Below are 17431 nucleotides of genomic sequence, written 5' to 3' on the forward strand. Positions count from 1 at the left end.
AGGTGAAGGGAACTCTATGCGGTTGCGCTGATCGGCGCCAGAGCACCGGCGTCGTGATGTTGCAGGCGGAAGAACGAGGCGTAGCGGCCGCCGCGGCGGAGCAACTCGTCATGCCGGCCCTGCTCGACGATCTCGCCGCCCTCGACCACCAGGATCGCATCGGCGTGCATGATGGTGTGCAGGCGGTGCGCGATCACGATGGTGGTGCGGTTCTGGCAGAGATGCTCGATCGCCTCCTGCACCTGCCGCTCGGACTCGGAATCGAGCGCGGCGGTGGCTTCGTCAAGCAGGATGATCGGCGCGTTCTTGATCAGCGCGCGCGCAACTGCGATGCGCTGGCGCTGGCCGCCGGACAGCTGCGTGCCGTGCTCGCCGACGGGCGTGTCGTAGCCGAGCGGGAAGCCCATGATGAAATCATGCGCGCAGGCCGCTTTCGCGGCATCGATGATCTGGTCTTCGGTCGCGCCGGCGCGGCCGAACGCGATGTTGCTGCGGATGGTGTCGCGGAACAGATAGACGTCCTGACCGACATAGGCGGTCTGGGCCCGGAGCGATTTTCGGGAGACGGCGCCGATCGACTGGCCGTCGATCACGATGTCGCCTTGCGTCACCTCGTAGAAGCGCAGTAGCAACCCCAGCACGGTCGATTTGCCGCCGCCGGATGGGCCGACCAGCGCAGTGACCTTGCCGGGTTCGGCAACAAAGCTCATGCGGTTGAGGACGGTCTCACCGTTGCGATAGGAAAAGCTGACGTCGCGCAGCTCGATGCGCGCAGTCGACAGTTTCAGCGCCGGCTTGTCGTCGTCGGAATGCTCGCTCGCGGGGCTGTCGACGACTTCCAGCAGCATGCGGGCGCCAACGAGCTGGCTGTTGAGGTCGATGTTGAGCCGCGCCAGCCGCTTGGCCGGCTCGGTCGCCATCAGGAACGCGGTCATGAAGGAAAAGAACGCGCCGGGCGTGGCGTTGAGGGCGACTACGCTATAGCCGCCGTAAAGCAAACAGCCGGCGACCGCGAAGCCGCCGAGCATCTCCATCAGCGGATTGGAGCGGTTGGCGACGCGAGCCATCTTGTTGGCGTTGCGCTCGACGATCGCGATGTTCTCGTCGATGCGGGTCTGCATGGTGTCTTCGAGCGTGAATGCTTTCACCGTGCGGATGCCCTGCAGCGATTCCTGCATCGTCTCCAGGATGTCGGCGGTGCCGGTGAACTGGTTGTAGGCGAGCCCCTTGATGCGCTTGACCAGCTTGCGCAGCACCAGCATCGCCGGTGGCACGGCGACGAGGCCGATGAACGACATCACCGGATCCTGCCACACCATCACGCCGATCATGGCGAGCAGCATCATGAGGTCGCGCCCGACGGCGTTGACCAGCATGCTGAGGACATCGGTGATGGACTTCGCGCCGGCCGTCAGCCGCGCCAGGAATTCCGACGAATGCCGCTCGGAGAAGAATCCGACGCTCTCGCGCATCAACTTGGCGAACAGCTGGCGCTGGTTGGTGGCGAGGATGGCGTTGGAGATCTTGGTCAGGATCACCATGTGGCCGTAGGTCGCCACGCCCTTGATGAAGAGCAGGATCACGGTGATGCCCGAGAACATCGCGATGCCCGGGATGTTCTTGTCGACATAGGCCTGGTTGATGACCTGGCCGAGCACGTAGGTCGCGCCCGCGGTCGATCCGGCGGCAAGCGCCATCAGCGCGAAGGCGACGAGGTAGCGCCGCCAGTAGATGATGCCCTGTTCCGTGACCAGGCGGCGAATCAGCACCGCTGCCGCATAGGGATCGTCGGTGATTTTCTTTGGAAACTGAGCCATCCGCAGTCCATTGACGGCACAGGAATAAGCCTGCCCGCGCGTCAGGGATCGAGCGGCCTCTGTGCCCGGTAAGCCAGCGCTTTTCAAGCCCAATTAAGGGCTTGCGCCCGGATGGAATCTAGGCCGAGGCGGCCTGGCGGAGCTCGCCGTGGCGCTCGCGGTACAGCTTGTCCTCCCACGCCAGCGCATGCGCGGCGATGGTCTCGAGGTCGTCGTATTGCGGCTTCCAGTCGAGCAGGCCCCGGATCCGGCTGGTGTCGGCGACCATGGTCATGATGTCGCCGGGCCGGCGCGGGGCGTATTGCACGGCGAAGCTGCGGCCCGACACACGGCGCACCGCGTCGATGGTCTCCAGCACCGAGTAGCCGCGGCCATAGCCGCAATTGAGCGTCGTCGAGGCGCCGCCGTTGCGCAAATAAGCGAGCGCCGAGCGATGCGCCTGCGACAGGTCAGTGACATGGATGAAGTCGCGGATGCAGCTGCCATCCTGGGTCGGATAGTCCGTGCCGAACACGTCGATCTTGGCGCGCTGGCCGGTCGCGGCTTCCACCGCGATCTTGAGCAGGTGCGTGGCGCCGACGGTGGCCAATCCAATGCGCGCCTGCGGATCGGCACCCGCAACGTTGAAATAGCGCAAGGTGACGTACTGCATGCCGTAGGCGGCGGCGACGTCGTGCAGCATGATCTCGGTCATCAGCTTCGACGAGCCGTAGGGCGACAGCGGCCGCGTCGGCGCATGCTCGGGCACCGGCACCAGGTCCGGATCGCCGTAGACGGCCGCGGTGGAGGAGAAGATGAAGCGGTTGATGCCGCGCTTGACCGCGACGTTGAGCAAATTGCGCGCGGTCATGAAATTGTTGCGGTAGTAGCCGAGCGGATCGCGCATCGATTCCGGCACGACCACCGAGCCGGCGAAATGGATGATGCTCTCGATGTTGTGCTGGGCGATCACGCCCTCGAGCAGGTTCTCGTCGCCGGCATCGCCAATGAACAGCGGCACGCCTTCGGGCAGATAGGACGAGAAACCGGTGGAGAGATCGTCGATCACGACGACGTCCTCGCCGGCTTCCGCCAGCGCCAGAACCGTGTGGCTTCCGATATAGCCGGCACCGCCGGTGACAAGCACAGTCATGATCTCACCCGTCTTCGATCAACGCTCCAAGCTAACGTTTACGTGGTGAAGAGTGGGTATCGGCGCGGCTGAACTGGTCACTATGCTTAATGTTGCGTATAGGGACTTTCGAAACGGAGCGTGGCGTGGCGAATTCCCCAGGCGATCTCGAAGTGATCGTGCCAAATCTGCACAGGCGCTATTCCGGGGTCACCGCGACCAACCGGATGGTGGCGCCGCGGCTGGCAAAGCTCTATCGCGCCGCGTGGTTCGGCTCCGACGCGCCGGAGGGGATCGCGCGCCTGAACGGTGCCGATCTCCTGAGATTGTGGCGCCGCAAGGCGCCGCTGATCTGGCACGCGCGCCGCAACAACGAGATGATCGCGGGTGTGCTGTTGCGCGCGCTCGGTTGGCCGCTCAAGCTCGTCTTCACCTCGGCGGCACAGCGCCATCATAGCTGGATCACGCGCTGGCTGATCCGGCGCATGGACGCGATCATCGCGACATCAGATCTTTCGGCCTCGTTCCTGAAGGTGAAGGCGACGGTGATTCCGCATGGCGTCGACACCGCCGTCTATGCGCCGCCGCTCGACCGCACTGCTGCCTTCGCGGAAACCGCGTTGCCGGGCCGCTATGCGATCGGCTGCTTCGGCCGGGTACGCGCGCAGAAGGGCACCGATGTGTTCGTCGATGCGATGTGCCGCTTGCTGCCGCGCTATCCGGATTTCACCGCAATCATCGTCGGCCAGGTCACACCGGAGCAAACCGTTTTTGCAAACGACCTGAAGAAGCGGATCGAGGCCGCCGGTCTGCAATCGCGCATCGTCATCACTGGCGAGTTGCCGATCGAAGACGTGCAGCGCTGGTATCAGCGGCTGACCATCTACGCCTTCACCTCGCGCAACGAAGGTTTTGGCCTGACGTTGATCGAGGCGATGGCCGCCGGCAGCGCGCTGGTCGCCGCGCGCGCCGGGGCGGCCGAACTCGTGGTCGAGGATGGCGTGACCGGCGTGCTGATCCCGACCGGTGATGCGGACGCGCTGGCTGCAGCGGTCGAACCGCTGATGCGTGACGTGGCCGCCGCGATCGCTATGGGCGAGCGCGGGCGGGCACGGGTGCTCGCGCAATTCAGTCTCGATGCGGAGGCGTCACGGATCGGGGACGTCTATCGGCCGCTGCTTTGACATCGCCTTCAGGGCAGCAAACAAAAAAACCTCGAAAACAACCCCATGCACAGTAGCCGAGGCCAACGAAATCAATGGCTTGGCCGGCATCCCGAAGCTGCGGATTTTACGAAGTCGATTTGACTCGTCGGGCAAAACACCGGTATGATGTCATCGTCGGCATAGCCTCGACGGCCTTCAGGTCGAAGCCCTTGTCCCCACCCCACCCAGCACCCGCTGCGCAATCTCCACCACCTCGCTCGCCGCGATATCTCGCATGCAGCGGTGGTCGTTCATCTTGCAGATCGTGCTCTGGCAGGGTTGGCAGGAGAGCACGCTCTTGTCCTGCACCACGGTCGCGGCGAGGCCGTTGAGGGGGGCCCAGAGATAGGGGCTGGTCGGCCCGAAGATGCCCATGGTCGGCGTGCCCAGGGCGGCTGCGATGTGCATCAGGCCGGAATCGTTGGAGATCGCGACGCCGGCTGCAGCCATGGCCAGCATGCCGTTGCGCAGATCATTGCCGGTGAGGTCCCGGACCCCCGGGCCGCCGGCCGCGACGATCTCCTGGGCCAGGCCCTTTTCCCCGGGGCCGCCGACAACCCAGACCTCAAGGCCGCGCTCGGCCAGCAAGCGGGCGGCCTCGGGATAGTAGGTCCAACGTTTTGAGACGCCGACCGAGCCGGGGGCCAGGGCCACCGCGGCGCCGGCGCTGAGGCCATTGGCCTGCCGCCAGCGAAGGATGTCCCCGGTCGGAACCCGCAACTGCGGCACCGGCCATTCCGCCGGCAGCGGGGCGCCATCGGGCCGGGCGAGGGCGGCGTTCTTGTCGATGAAGCGGGGCAGCTTCTTTTCGCCCCAACGCCAGCGATTGAGCAGGCCGAACCGGAACTCGCCGACGAAGCCGACCCTTTCCGGAATGCCGGCCAAAGCGGGCGCAATGGCGGCCTTCCAGGTCCGGGGCAGCACCAGGGCGGTGCCGTAGTTCCGCTCGCGCAGGAGCTTCGCCAAGCCGAGCTGGCGGCCCACGGCGAGTCGCCCGCGCGGCAGGTCCCAGACGATCGCTTCGCGCACGCCCGGCATGTAATCGACCAGGGGCGCGCATAGGGAGGTCGTGAGCAGATCGACCGGCCGGTTCGGCCAGCGCTCATTCAGGACCCGCACGACGGTGTGATTCCGGACGAAATCGCCGATCCACATGTAGGGGACGATCAGGATCGGGCGCGTGTCGCCCCGATCTGCCTCCCCATTAAATTGCGAATCTTGGTTCATTCGTTAAAGGGCCGGGGTGCGCTGATGTGGCGGTTCGGTTAGCCGCTCCGGGCCGGCAGGTAAAGCCGGCTGAGTGGCAATCCCAAAACCGCTTACACTTTGGCGGATCATGCGCTAGGGCAGAACCGGGCCGCAAAACTTCGGGCAGGCGGAATCTGGCAGGGAAGTTGGAATGTTGCTGGTGACCGGCGGGGCCGGTTTTATCGGATCGAATGTCGTCGCCGCGCTGAACGAGGCCGGCCGCAGCGACGTGGTCGTCTGCGATTTCCTTGGCAACGAGGGCAAATGGCGCAACCTCGCCAAGCGGCAGCTTTTGGATATCGTGCCGCCAGCTGAGCTGCCGGACTGGCTGCAGGGCCGCAAGCTCGATGCCGTGATCCATCTCGGGGCGATTTCCGCGACCACCGCGACCGACGGCGACCTGGTGTTCGAGACCAATTTCCGCCTGTCGATGCGCCTCCTGGACTGGTGCACGGCGAATGCGGTGCCGTTGATCTACGCCTCCTCGGCGGCGACCTACGGCGACGGCGAGGCAGGATTTGACGACGATGCCTCGGTCGCTGCGCTGAAGAAACTGCGCCCGATGAACCTCTACGGCTGGAGCAAGCACCTGTTCGATCTTGCCGTCGCCGAGCGCGCTGCGAACGGCGAGAAGCTGCCGCCGCAATGGGCCGGACTGAAGTTCTTCAACGTGTTCGGCCCCAACGAATACCACAAGGGCTCGATGATGAGCGTTCTGGCGCGCCGCTTCGACGACGTCAAAGCGGGCCGCGTCGTGCAATTGTTCAAGTCGCATCGCGAGGGCATCGCCGACGGCGATCAGCGCCGCGATTTCATCTATGTCGACGACGTCGTGCGCGTGATCATGTGGCTGCTGGCAACGCCCTCGGTGTCCGGGCTGTTCAATGTCGGCACCGGCAAGGCACGCAGCTTCAGGGACCTGATGTTGGCGGCTTATGCTGCGCTCGGCGCCGGCCCCAACATCGAATACGTCGACATGCCCGAGCAGATCCGCGGCAGCTACCAGTACTTCACCCAGAGTGAGGTCGATCGCCTCCACCGCGCCGGCTACAATGGCGGTTTCACGACGCTCGAGGACGCGGTCAAGGCCTATGTCGGGGATTATCTCGACCGGCCCGACCGCTTCCGCTGAGGTCCATCACCATGCCGACGCCCATTCTCAATTTCGATGCCCTCGCGCAAGCCATCTCAGGCTGCACGGTGCTGTGCATCGGCGACATCATGCTGGACGAGTTCGTCTATGGCGAGGTGTCGCGGATATCGCCGGAGGCGCCGGCGCCTGTCATCGCGGCCCAGCGCAGCGAGATCCATATCGGCGGCGCCGGCAATGTCGCGCGCAACGTCGCCGCGCTCGGCGCGCGCTGCATCTTCGTCGGCCTCGTCGGCGAGGACGAGGCGGGCAGGCAGCTCGCCTCGACGCTTGCGGAGCAGGGCGCCATCGAAAGCGTGCTGGTGTGCGATCCCTCGCGTCCGACCACGCGAAAAGTGCGTTTCGTCTCCGAGCATTTTTCCACGCATATGCTGCGTGCGGATTGGGAGCAGGCACAGCCTGCTTCCGATACGATCGAGACCAAGCTGATCGAAGCAATCCTGCCGCAGATCGCGCGCGCCGACATCGTGCTGCTGTCCGACTACGCCAAGGGCGTGCTGACCGCCCGCGTCATCCGCCACACCATCGACGCCGCGCGAAAACTCGCTAAGCCCGTGATCGTCGATCCCAAAAGCGTAAACTGGGCGATCTATCGCGGCGCAACGCTGCTCACGCCCAATCGCAAGGAATTTTCGGAAGCGACCCGAAGCCGCGCCGACACGCCGCAGAGCATCGTTGATGCCAGCGAGGACGTGATGCGGCTCGCCGATTGCGAAGCGATCCTGGTCACCCAAGGCGAGCACGGCATGACGCTGGTGCCGCGCAACGGCGAGGCCGTTCACGTTCCGGCGTTTCCGGTCAAGGTGCGCGACGTCTCCGGCGCCGGCGACACCGTTGCCGCGGCGCTCGCGGTCTCGCTCGCCACGGGCGCGGACTGGGACACGGCGCTTCGCATGGCCAGTGCCGCGGCCGCCGTCGCCGTCGGCAAGCAGGGCACCGCCAGCGTGAGTGCGGCCGAGCTGAAGCGAAAGATCTTGCCGCATGCCTATCTCGCGGCCGAGGAGAAGATCGTGCTCGAGCCCGGCGCGCTCGACGCGCAGCTCGCGGAATGGAAGAAGCAAGGCCAGCGCGTCGGCTTCACCAATGGCTGCTTCGACATCCTGCATCCCGGCCACGTCAAGGTGCTGACAGCGGCGCGCTCCGCCTGCGACCGCCTGATCGTGGGGCTGAACAGCGACGCCTCGGTACGGCGGCTGAAGGGCGCCGACCGCCCCGTTCAGGACGAGCGAGCGCGTGCGGAAGTGCTGGCGGCGCTCGAAGCCGTCGATCTGGTCGTTATTTTCGATGAGGATACGCCGATCGACCTGATCACCCGCATCAAGCCGAGCGCGCTGATCAAAGGGGGCGATTACACCCGCGAGCAGGTGGTCGGCCATGAGGTCGTCGAGGCCGCGGGCGGGACCGTGGTGCTGGTCGACATTCTCCAGGGCTTCAGCACGACGGCGCTGGTTCATCGCGCGCGGGGAGAGGGCAAGTGACGACGCTCGCCGGGAAGACGACCGGCCAGGTGCTGTGGCGGCGTCTGCGCAGTCCGGCGGCCTGGTCCGAGACGGTCGATCTGTTTGCGATCCTGACTGCGGCCTCGCTGCCATGGTCGACGTCGCTTGCGGCGATATTCAATGTCCTGATGCTGCTCTGCATGGTGCCGTTCCTCGACGTCCGTGAGTTCCTGCAATCGCTCAAGCGTCCGATCTGTGCGACGCCGATTGCGCTGGTCCTGCTCGCGCTGGTCGGGACGCTGTGGTCGGACGCGGCCTGGGGGGCGCGCTTCTACGCGGTCAATCCGACCGTCAAGCTGCTGGTGCTGCCGGTCCTGCTCTATCATTTTGCGCGCTCGCCGCGCGGACATTGGGTGTTCGTCGCCTTCCTGGTGTCCTGCGCGCTGTTGTCGGTGATGTCCTGGCTCGTCGCTTTCTACCCAGACCTCGCGCTTAAATCCGACCGGGGCGAGCGCGGCATCTTCGTCAAGAACTACATCGACCAGAGCCAGGAGTTCACGCTCTGCGCGGTCGCGCTCGCCTATCCGATCGTGCAGTTGCAGCGTCAGAAGCGCTACTGGATCGCAGGGCTGCTCACGGCGCTTGCGCTCGCCTTCTTCGTCAATATGGTGTTCGTGGTGGTATCGCGCACCGCGCTCCTCACCATTCCGATCCTGTTCGGCGTGTTTGCGTTGCTTCATCTGAGATGGCGCAGCATCGCGATCATCTCCGCCGCCCTGCTCGTGGGCGCGGTTCTCGCCTGGCAGGCCTCGCCGCAATTGCGCAAGACCTACGACACTTTCGCCAGCGACTACACACGCTATGTCGAAACAGGCGCGCCGACCTCGGCCGGCTTGCGGCTCGAATTCTGGCGGAAATCCCTCGGCTTCTTCGCGGAGGCGCCGATCAAGGGGCACGGCACCGGCTCGACGCGTGGATTGTTCCAGCGGGCCGCGACGCCCGGCGATCAGAACCTGGCGTCCGCCGAGGTGATCGGCAACCCGCATAACCAGACGCTGAACGTGGCCGTGCAATGGGGCATCATCGGGGTCGCCGCTCTCTACGCCATCTGGATCCTGCATCTGCTGTTGTTTCGCGGCGACGGGCTCGCAAACTGGGTCGGCCTCCTGGTCGTGGTCCAGAACGTCTTCACCTCGCTGTTCAACTCCCATCTGTTCGACTTCCACGAGGGCTGGATGTACGTCATCGGTGTCGGCGTTGCCGGCGGCATGGTGATCCGGGCCCAGCAGGCCGAGGCGAAGACGGCGGAAGCCGGTTCCTGAATGCCCGGCCGGATGGCAAGCCTTGACCGGCAAGCTTGACTGGCAAGCCTTGACTGGCATGTCCGGCCGAGATGGGTTATCAGCGCGATCAGGTTGCATCTAACTGGATTTTCGGTCAGCGGATGACGCGTCTTTCGCATCTCACCTTGCGCAATTTCATGATCGCGCTCCACGACCTGCTGGCGACCACGGCGGCGCTGTTTGCCGCTTTCTATCTGCGCTTCGAGGGCGGCGACGGCTTCTTCGACCGCCTGCCGCTGCTGATTCAGATCCTGCCCTATTTTCTCGCCTTCAGCGTGGTCGTGTTCTTCGTCTTCAACTTGACCACGACGAAGTGGCGCTTCATCTCGCTGCCAGACGCGCTGAACATCATCCGCGTCGCGACCGTGCTGACGGTTGCGCTTCTGGCGCTCGACTACATCTTCGTCGCCCCCAACGTCCGTGGCGCCTTCTTCCTCGGCAAGGTGACCATCGTCCTCTACTGGTTCCTCGAGATCTCCTTCCTCAGCGCGCTGCGCATGACCTACCGCTACTTCCGCTATACGCGGGTGCGGCGTCGTGCGAGGACCGATGATGCTGCGCCGACGCTGCTGATCGGCCGGACCGCGGATGCCGAGGTGCTGTTGCGCGGCATCGAGAGCGGGGCGATCAAGCGCATCTGGGCGGTCGGCATATTGTCGCCCTCGCGCGCCGATCTCGGCCAGCTCATCCGCAACGTGCCGGTGCTGGGCGGCATCGATGACGTTGAGGACGTCATCGCCGATTTTGCCAAGCGCAACAAGGCGATCGGCCGCCTCGTGATGACGCCGTCGGCGTTCGAGCCGGAGGCCCATCCCGAATCGATCCTGATGCGGGCGCGCAAGCTCGGCGTGATCGTGAGCCGCATGCCCTCGCTCGAGAGTGGCGACACGCCGCGGCTCACGGCCGTCGCCGTCGAGGACCTGCTGCTGCGACCGAGCGAAAAGATCGACTATGCGCGGCTCGAGGCCCTGATCGAGGGCAAGGCGGTGATCGTCACCGGCGGGGGCGGCTCGATCGGTTCCGAGATCTGCGAGCGTGTCGTCGCGTTCGGCGCCGCGCGCCTTCTGATCGTGGAAAATTCCGAGCCGGCGCTCTACGCAATCACCGAAACGCTCGCGGCGCTCGGCACCGCTGCTTCGATCGAAGGGCGGATCGCCGACATTCGCGACCGCGAACGCGTCATGCGCCTGATGACGGAGTTCAAGCCGGACATCGTGTTCCATGCCGCAGCGCTCAAGCACGTGCCGATCCTCGAGCGCGACTGGAGCGAGGGCGTCAAGACCAATATCTTCGGGTCGATCAACGTTGCCGATGCCGCGCACAGCGCCGGCGCCGAAGCCATGGTGATGATCTCGACCGACAAGGCGATCGAGCCGGTGTCGATGCTCGGCCTCACCAAGCGCTTCGCCGAGATGTATTGTCAGGCGCTCGACCATGATCTTGCGGCGGGGCACGGCGGCGCCAGGCGGTCGATGCGGCTGATCTCGGTCCGGTTCGGCAACGTGCTGGCGTCGAACGGCTCGGTGGTGCCGAAGTTCAAGGCCCAGATCGATGCCGGCGGTCCCGTGACGGTCACGCATCCCGACATGGTCCGCTACTTCATGACCATCCGCGAGGCCTGCGATCTCGTCATCACGGCGGCAACCCATGCGCTCGGAACGCAGCGCTCGGACGTGTCGGTCTACGTGCTCAACATGGGCCAGCCGGTGAAGATCGTCGATCTCGCCGAGCGCATGATCCGTCTCTCGGGCTTGCAACCCGGCTACGACATCGAAATCGTGTTCACGGGCATGCGGCCCGGCGAACGCCTGCACGAAATCCTGTTCGCCTCCGAAGAGCCGACCCGCGAGATCGGCGTCCCCGGCATCATGGCGGCGCAGCCGAACGAGCCGCCGATGCAGACGCTGCGCAAATGGATCGCGGCGCTGGAGCAGGCGATCGCGCGCGACGATCGGGCCACCATCAGGACCATTCTGAAGGACGCGGTTCCGGAATTCGGGTCGACCGCGGCCTGACCATGCAGCCTCGAGGCAAGATCGTGGTTGCGAGCCAGCATTACCCGCCTGATCCGAGCACGACCGCGGCGATCATGGCCGAGATCGCCTGCCGCATCGCTGGCGATCACGAGGTCGTGGTGCTGTCAGGCTCACCAGGTGCGTTGCCGGCATCGCAAACCGGTCCGGGCAAGCCCCGCGTCGTCGCCATCAGGAACCGGATGGCTGGTAAGGCGGCGCTGGTACGGCGCGGCGCCTCCGAGCTGCTGTTCGCGGCGCGCACGTTCCTAGCGTTGACACGGGAGCTGAGACGAGGTGACGTCGTGCTCACCGTCACCGCACCGTTCATGCTGCCTTACGCGGTCGCGGCGGCGGCAAGGCTGAAGGGCGCGCGCTCGGCGCTGATCATGCACGACCTCTTCCCCGACGTGCTGGTGATGGCGGGCCTGCTGAAGCCCGGTTCGATCGTGACCATGACGATGCGCGCCGCCAACAGCCTGATGTTCCGCGCGCTCAACGCCGTCATCACCATCGGCCGCGATGCGGAGCGGCCGCTGCTGAGCTATTCCGGCATGACGCGGAACAAGATCCGTTTCATCCCGAACTGGGCGACGCTCGTGGCCGCACGGCGGCCGGTGTTGGCGGACAATCCCTTTCGCAAGAGGCTCACAGCCCGCTTCGTCGTCGGCCTGTCGGGCAATCTCGGCTTCACCCATGATCCGGAGATCGTGTTCGAGGCGGCGCGCCTTTTGAAGGCCGAGCCTGACATCCACTTCCTGCTCTCCGGCTGGGGCATCGGCTTCGAGCGCTTGAAGCAGTTGCAGACTGAGGCGAACTTGCCCAATGTCTCCTTCGTCGGGCGGGTCGAGGATGCCGAGCTCGAGGCATTCCTGGCGGCGGCCAATCTCTGGATCATTCCGTACCGGAAGGACGTTGCGGGGGTGTCGGTGCCGAGTCGGTTTTACAATCTTCTGGCGGTCGGCCGTCCCGTGGTGCTGGTCTCGGAGCCGGAGGCCGAGGCCGCGTTGACCTTGGTGGAGAACGGGCTGGGCTGGGTCGTGACGCCCGGCCGTGCCGATCAACTGGCCGAGGCGATCCGTGCGGCGTCTTGCTCCGACGGTGTCACCTTTGCCGAGCGTGCGGTCAAGGCGGCGGCGAAGTTCGATCGCGTCACCGCGATGAACGCCTATGCCGCCCTGGTCGACGAATTGTTGCGCAACCCCGAACTGGCGGAGCAACGATGAACGAGCGCAAGCCAGTCGTTCTGGTGACGGGTGCGAGCGGTTTCGTCGGCCGTCATGTCGTGCCCGCGCTGGCGCGCGAGGGCTGGTCGGTCCGCCACGCGGTGCGCAGCCCGCAAGGCCTGGGCAACGAGGTCGTCGTCGAAATGATTGGCCCCGAAACCGACTGGCAGGCCGCGCTCGATGGCGTCGATGCCGTGATCCATCTCGCCGCCCGCGTGCATCACAAGCGCGAGGAGCATGCAGTCCAGCTCTACCGCAACGTCAACATTGCCGGCACGCTGCACCTGGCGCGTAGCGCGGCGACCGCCGGTGTGCGCCAGTTCATCTTCATCAGCACCGTTCTCGTGCACGGTCGCAGCAATGACGGCCGTGCGCCGTACAGCGAGGATGACATCCTGACGCCGCGCGGCCTCTACGGCATGTCAAAGGCTGCGGCCGAAGCCGGCCTGAGGACGCTGGCGCGCGACAATGACATGAAGATCTCGGTGATCAGACCGCCGCTGGTCTACGGCGCGGGCGCCAAGGGCAATTTCGCGCTGCTGACGCGTGCGGTGAGTTTGGGGTTGCCGCTGCCCTTTGCCGCCATCCGCAATCACCGCGCCTTCCTCGCCGTGCAGAATCTGTCGTCGTTCATCCAGCGCCGGCTCGCCCATCCCGACCCCGCCAGCAATTTCGAGGTTTTCCTGGTGGCTGACAGGGAACAGGTCTCGACGCCCGAGTTCATCGAGCGCCTGGCCCATGCGTCCGGCAAGAACCCCCGGCTGTTCGGCATGCCGCCCGACCTGCTCAGCAAGCTTCTCATCGTGATGGGGCGGCAGGAAACGCATGACAGCCTGATCGGCTCGCTCGAGCTCAACGTCTCCAAGGCGATCGCGACCGGGTGGCAGCCCCAGGTGTCTCTCGACGAGGGGCTGCGGCTGGCGCTGGCGGCTCAGGACGACTGAGGACGGGAGAACCGCCGCAGCACAACGCCGATGGCGATTGCGCCCGCCAGCAGCGCGATCAACGTGATCTTCATCGAGCCGGCGCGAGCGGTGACGATGGCAAGCCCCGCGAGCACGAGATTGAGCGCGAACACCTCGCCGATCACGCGGGAGACCGTGAAGCCGTGGTCGGTGGCGCGCTGGTAGAAATGCGAGCGATGCGCCGACCAGAATTGCTCGCGCCTAGCGATGCGCCGGAACAGCGTGATGGTGGAATCCACGAGGTAATAGGCCGGCAGCAACAGCGCCGCGGCGGGCTGCCCGCGCCAGGCGAGCTCGAGCAGGCACCAGCCGAGCAAAAGGCCGATCGGCAGGCTGCCGACATCGCCCAGGAAGACTTTTGCGACCGGCTTGTTGAACGGCGCAAAGCCGAGCATGGCGCCGCACAGCGCCGCGGCGATCAGCGCGGCCGGCCACGACAAATCGCCGAGCAGTCCCAGCAGCAGCAGCGCTGCGGTGACGGGCACCACTTCCGCCACCGTCATCAGGTCGAGCCCGTCCATGAAGTTGACGAGGTTCACGAACCACACGCCCGCCAGCAGGATCAGTCCGCGCTCCAGCGCGAGCGGCAGCGCCGGCACGATGCGCGCGGTCTCGGGCGTGGTGAACACGACGGCGCCGACGGCCGCGGCCTGCAGCACGAGCCGTACCAGCACCGGCAGCGACTTGATGTCGTCGGCAAATCCGACCACGGCGATCAAGACCGTCGCAGCGATCAGCGCCGGCGGAATCGCGACGTTCGCCCAGACTGCCCAGGCTGATGCGACCAGCAGCGTCGCTGATATCACGGCGATGCCCGCACCCTGCGGGGTCGGGATGCGATGAGAGGACCGCGCGTTGGGCCGCGCCAATGCGTAACGCTGGAGCAGGGGGCGGCTGCTCCAGGTGATGACACCCGACACCAGCGCGGCAATCGCAACGGCAAGCAGCGAGGGGACGGCGCCGAGCGCATCGATGGCCGCGCTCACTCCGGCACTCCGAGCGGCGCCGATCCCTGCGCGGCTTTCTCGGCGCTGAGGATCCAGACCAGACCGCCGATCGCGCCGACGATGAAGTACACGGCGCCGAACAGCAGCGAGACGTTGACGCCCTCGTTTGCGGCCAGCCCCGCGAAGCCGAACGCGAGGCCCATGGTGGCTTCCCGCACGCCCCAGCCGGCGATCGAGATCGGCATCATCGTGATCAGCATCACCGGTGGCACCAGCATAAAGACGTCGCTGAATCCAACCGGCGCGGCGATCGACTGCACGACGCACCAGGCGACCACGACGGCCAGCACATGCACGGCGAGCGACAGGATCACGACGGCCGGTCCGCGCGAGCGGCTGAAGATCACGCGGTTGGCGATCACGGCACAGGCGTGGATGTGATGCGTGGCCCACCAGGTTTTCAGCCAGTGCCATTTCAGCGCGCCGAAGACCAGAAAGCCGAGGCCACCCGCGAGCGCCGCGAGGTCGACGAGCAGCAGCGCCGAGCGCCCGTGCGGATCGGTGATGAGATTGTAGCTCCAGGGCAGGCTCGCGACGATGAGAATCGCCAGCGCGATCAAACCGATCGCGCGATCGACGAAGATCGAGTAGGTCGCAGCGCGCCAGCCGGCGCCGGCGCGCGCGACGAGCCACAGCCGGACCGCATCGCCGCCGATCGCCGAGGGCAAGGTCTGGTTGAAGAACGATCCAATCACGTTGTAGCGCATGGCCCGGGCCAGCTCGAGCGGGGCGCCGCATGCGGCGCTGATCTCGCGCCAACGCAACACGCCGACGAAGATTTGCAGGAACGTGACGGCGATCGCCACGCCGATCCAGAACAGGCTGGTCACGGTGAAACGCGAAAACAGTTCGGACAGATCGACCTTGCGCAGCGCCAGGTATAGCAGCGCTCCGGAAATCAGGATCTTGGCCGTCGACAGCAGGATTCGGCGCATTTCGCCCGCATGAACAAGGGTTTTGAAGCAACCCGACGCAAGGCGCCGAATTCGGCCGCTTTGGTATGGTTTTGGCGCCGATCTTGCAATAGCGGTGATCAGGAGCCCGCATACAGGGCGGCCGGCTATTGCGGCCCCGTCGATGCGGAGGCTAAAGAGGCGCCGCGGGCGAAAGATCGAGCGACGGATCGGGCGAAGCGGTCCTTGGGAACAGGATGAGGGATCACCGCAAATCGTCCGGCTGCCGCAAATGCGCCGTCTAAGGTCTACAATGTCGGCAACCACCACCCGGAAGAGCTGATGCACGTCGTCAGAGTTCTGGAGCCGGAGCTGGGTCGGACGGCGATCCAAGAATTGCTGCCGAGAGACCTTTTGGAAACGTTCGCGGATGTCGAGGATCTGATGCGCGATAGCGGCTTTGCACCGTCAACGCCGATCGCGCACGGAGTTCGTAATTTTGTCACCTGGTATCGGAACGACCTCAAGGTTTGAAATGACGATGGACAAACGCATTATCCCCCTGATCATGTGCGGCGGTGCCGGAACGCGGCTGTGGCCGGCTTCGCGCGAGGTGCGCCCCAAGCAGTTCCTGCCGCTGTTCGGCACGCGCTCGACCTTCCAGGACACGCTGTTGCGCGTCTCCGAGGCCTCGCTGTTCGATCGCCCGATCGTCATCACTAATGCCTCCTACCGCTTCATGGTGCTGGAGCAGCTCGCGGAAATCGGCATCGAGGCCGACGTGATCCTCGAGCCGATGCGGCGCGATTCCGGTCCTGCGATCGCAGTCGGCGCGGTGTTCGCGCAGAACCGCGCCAGTGAGGCGAGCGTGCTCGCGCTCGCCGCCGATCACGTGGTGCAGGACAATGCCGCGTTCGTCGCAGCGTGCCGCCAAGGCCTCACCGCCGCGAGCGCCGGGCGCATCGTCACGTTCGGCGTCAAGCCGGAGCGGCCGGCGACCGAATACGGCTATATCAGCCCGGGCGAGGTCATCTCCGGCGAGGTGCACGCGGTCGCGCGCTTTGTCGAGAAGCCGGATGCGGTGAAGGCGGCCGACTATGTCAATTCCGGCTATCTCTGGAACAGCGGCAACTTCATGTTCCCGGCCAGCGTCCTGCTGGACGAATACCGCAAGGTCGATGCTTTGAGCGTGGAGGCCATCTCCAATGCCGTGACCAATGCCGGTCGCGATCTCGGCTTCGTGACGCTGGAGCCCGAGGCGTTCGGCGCGGCCAAGGCGATCTCGATCGACTATGCGGTGATGGAGAAGACCGCGCGCGCCGCGGTCGTGCCGGTGTCCTGCGGCTGGTCCGACGTCGGCTCCTGGCACGCGGTGTGGGAATTGTCGGACAAGGACGCACAAGGCAATGCTTCGCATGGCAGTGCCGTGTTCGAGGATAGCCGCAATTGCAACGTCACCACCGACTCTGCGCTGGTCGCGCTCGAAGGTGTCGACGATCTCATCGTGGTGGCGACCGCGGACGCAGTGCTGGTCTCGCGTCAGAAGGATGCCAACGGGCTGAAGCGGCTGGTCACGAAACTCAAGGCGGTCGCGCCGAAGGTCACCGAGGAGCACCTCAAGGTGCATCGGCCCTGGGGCAGTTACCAGTCGGTCGACAATGGCGAGCGCCACCAGGTCAAGCGCATCGTGGTGAAGCCGGGCGGGCGTCTGTCGCTGCAGAAGCACCATCATCGCGCCGAGCACTGGATCGTGGTCCGCGGCACCGCCCGCGTCACCGTCAACGACACCGTCAAAAGCGTGCACGAGAACGAGTCGATCTACATCCCGATGGGCGCGGTGCACCGGATGGAGAACCCCGGTAAAATCATGCTGGAGCTGATCGAGGTCCAGACGGGAAGCTATCTCGGGGAAGACGACATCATCCGGATTGAAGACGACTATCAAAGGTCGTAACCACCACACTCCGAATCACGCGACCCGGGCCAAAAGAGTGGTCTCGTCCAGAGGCTTAAGG

13 protein-coding genes and 1 pseudogene are annotated in these 17431 nt (G+C 65.4%); 9 read left to right on the forward strand and 5 right to left on the reverse strand.

Features of this window, described 5'->3' with window-relative positions; translation table 11 throughout:
* Positions 1-14 precede the first annotated feature (14 nt).
* Both IVB36_RS17305 and galE read right to left on the reverse strand, forming a co-directional pair.
* Complete coding sequence (locus tag IVB36_RS17305) at positions 15-1817, reverse strand: ABC transporter ATP-binding protein (RefSeq protein WP_204511789.1); 1803 nt, start codon at positions 1815-1817, stop codon at positions 15-17.
* 118 nt (positions 1818-1935) lie between these two features.
* A complete protein-coding gene (galE, locus tag IVB36_RS17310; RefSeq protein ID WP_247392491.1) occupies positions 1936-2949 on the reverse strand; it encodes a UDP-glucose 4-epimerase GalE in 1014 nt (337 codons plus the stop codon).
* A 125-nt stretch (positions 2950-3074) separates the two neighbouring features.
* Between galE and IVB36_RS17315 the strand changes: the two genes are divergently transcribed.
* Positions 3075-4112 carry a glycosyltransferase family 4 protein gene (locus IVB36_RS17315; protein ID WP_247392492.1) on the forward strand — a complete coding sequence of 346 codons (1038 nt, stop codon included), beginning with the start codon at positions 3075-3077 and terminating at the stop codon, positions 4110-4112.
* Positions 4113-4289: 177 nt separating this feature from the next.
* On the opposite strand, the gene waaF is transcribed toward IVB36_RS17315, so the two are convergent.
* Entirely contained in the window at positions 4290-5360 is a 1071-nt protein-coding gene (gene waaF, locus IVB36_RS17320) for a lipopolysaccharide heptosyltransferase II (RefSeq protein WP_247392500.1), read from the reverse strand.
* 172 nt (positions 5361-5532) lie between these two features.
* Between waaF and rfaD the strand changes: the two genes are divergently transcribed.
* From rfaD to IVB36_RS17350, 6 genes are all read left to right on the forward strand, one after another.
* Positions 5533-6513, forward strand: coding sequence for an ADP-glyceromanno-heptose 6-epimerase (rfaD, locus tag IVB36_RS17325; protein WP_247392502.1), 981 nt, complete (start codon positions 5533-5535; stop codon positions 6511-6513).
* An 11-nt stretch (positions 6514-6524) separates the two neighbouring features.
* Positions 6525-8009 (forward strand): D-glycero-beta-D-manno-heptose-7-phosphate kinase, encoded by a 1485-nt coding sequence (gene rfaE1, locus IVB36_RS17330; protein ID WP_247392504.1) that lies wholly within the window; start codon positions 6525-6527, stop codon positions 8007-8009.
* Positions 8006-9292: an O-antigen ligase family protein gene (locus tag IVB36_RS17335; protein WP_247392506.1), complete on the forward strand. Its 1287-nt coding sequence runs from the start codon at positions 8006-8008 to the stop codon at positions 9290-9292. The genes rfaE1 and IVB36_RS17335 overlap by 4 nt, the downstream gene beginning before the upstream one ends.
* A 122-nt stretch (positions 9293-9414) precedes the next feature.
* A complete protein-coding gene (locus IVB36_RS17340) occupies positions 9415-11328 on the forward strand; it encodes an SDR family NAD(P)-dependent oxidoreductase (RefSeq protein ID WP_247392509.1) in 1914 nt (637 codons plus the stop codon).
* Between the two features lie 2 nt (positions 11329-11330).
* Positions 11331-12551, forward strand: coding sequence for a glycosyltransferase family 4 protein (locus tag IVB36_RS17345; protein ID WP_247392512.1), 1221 nt, complete (start codon positions 11331-11333; stop codon positions 12549-12551).
* The gene (locus IVB36_RS17350; protein ID WP_247392521.1) at positions 12548-13495 is read left to right on the forward strand and encodes an NAD-dependent epimerase/dehydratase family protein; all 948 of its coding nucleotides are present in this window, start codon (positions 12548-12550) and stop codon (positions 13493-13495) included. The genes IVB36_RS17345 and IVB36_RS17350 overlap by 4 nt, the downstream gene beginning before the upstream one ends.
* Here IVB36_RS17350 and IVB36_RS17355 read toward each other — a convergent pair.
* On the reverse strand, positions 13483-14502 hold the full coding sequence (locus IVB36_RS17355) for a glycosyltransferase family 4 protein (protein WP_247392523.1): 1020 nt from the start codon (positions 14500-14502) through the stop codon (positions 13483-13485). The genes IVB36_RS17350 and IVB36_RS17355 overlap by 13 nt on opposite strands.
* Positions 14499-15458, reverse strand: coding sequence for a lysylphosphatidylglycerol synthase transmembrane domain-containing protein (locus IVB36_RS17360; protein ID WP_247392525.1), 960 nt, complete (start codon positions 15456-15458; stop codon positions 14499-14501). Before IVB36_RS17360 ends, IVB36_RS17355 begins: the two co-directional genes overlap by 4 nt.
* Positions 15459-15680: 222 nt before the next feature.
* Here IVB36_RS17360 and IVB36_RS17365 point away from each other — a divergent pair.
* A pseudogene (locus IVB36_RS17365) lies at positions 15681-15950 on the forward strand (UDP-glucuronate 5-epimerase); the annotation flags it as partial.
* 7 nt (positions 15951-15957) lie between these two features.
* Positions 15958-17370: a mannose-1-phosphate guanylyltransferase/mannose-6-phosphate isomerase gene (locus tag IVB36_RS17370; RefSeq protein WP_247392527.1), complete on the forward strand. Its 1413-nt coding sequence runs from the start codon at positions 15958-15960 to the stop codon at positions 17368-17370.
* The last annotated feature ends 61 nt before the right edge of the window (positions 17371-17431 follow it).

Origin of the sequence: Bradyrhizobium sp. 35 (assembly GCF_023073215.1) — a bacterium.
GTDB lineage: Bacteria > Pseudomonadota > Alphaproteobacteria > Rhizobiales > Xanthobacteraceae > Bradyrhizobium > Bradyrhizobium canariense_D.

Excerpts from the sequence above, each read along its gene's own strand:
- IVB36_RS17345 (WP_247392512.1), top strand. The coding sequence starts at position 11,331 with ATGCAGCCTCGAGGCAAGATCGTGGTTGCGAGCCAGCATTACCCGCCT.
- rfaE1 (WP_247392504.1), top strand. The coding sequence starts at position 6,525 with ATGCCGACGCCCATTCTCAATTTCGATGCCCTCGCGCAAGCCATCTCA.
- IVB36_RS17350 (WP_247392521.1), top strand. The coding sequence starts at position 12,548 with ATGAACGAGCGCAAGCCAGTCGTTCTGGTGACGGGTGCGAGCGGTTTC.
- IVB36_RS17340 (WP_247392509.1), top strand. The coding sequence starts at position 9,415 with ATGACGCGTCTTTCGCATCTCACCTTGCGCAATTTCATGATCGCGCTC.
- IVB36_RS17305 (WP_204511789.1), bottom strand. The coding sequence starts at position 1,817 with ATGGCTCAGTTTCCAAAGAAAATCACCGACGATCCCTATGCGGCAGCG.
- rfaD (WP_247392502.1), top strand. The coding sequence starts at position 5,533 with ATGTTGCTGGTGACCGGCGGGGCCGGTTTTATCGGATCGAATGTCGTC.
- IVB36_RS17370 (WP_247392527.1), top strand. The coding sequence starts at position 15,958 with ATGGACAAACGCATTATCCCCCTGATCATGTGCGGCGGTGCCGGAACG.
- IVB36_RS17360 (WP_247392525.1), bottom strand. The coding sequence starts at position 15,458 with ATGCGCCGAATCCTGCTGTCGACGGCCAAGATCCTGATTTCCGGAGCG.
- waaF (WP_247392500.1), bottom strand. The coding sequence starts at position 5,360 with ATGAACCAAGATTCGCAATTTAATGGGGAGGCAGATCGGGGCGACACG.
- galE (WP_247392491.1), bottom strand. The coding sequence starts at position 2,949 with ATGACTGTGCTTGTCACCGGCGGTGCCGGCTATATCGGAAGCCACACG.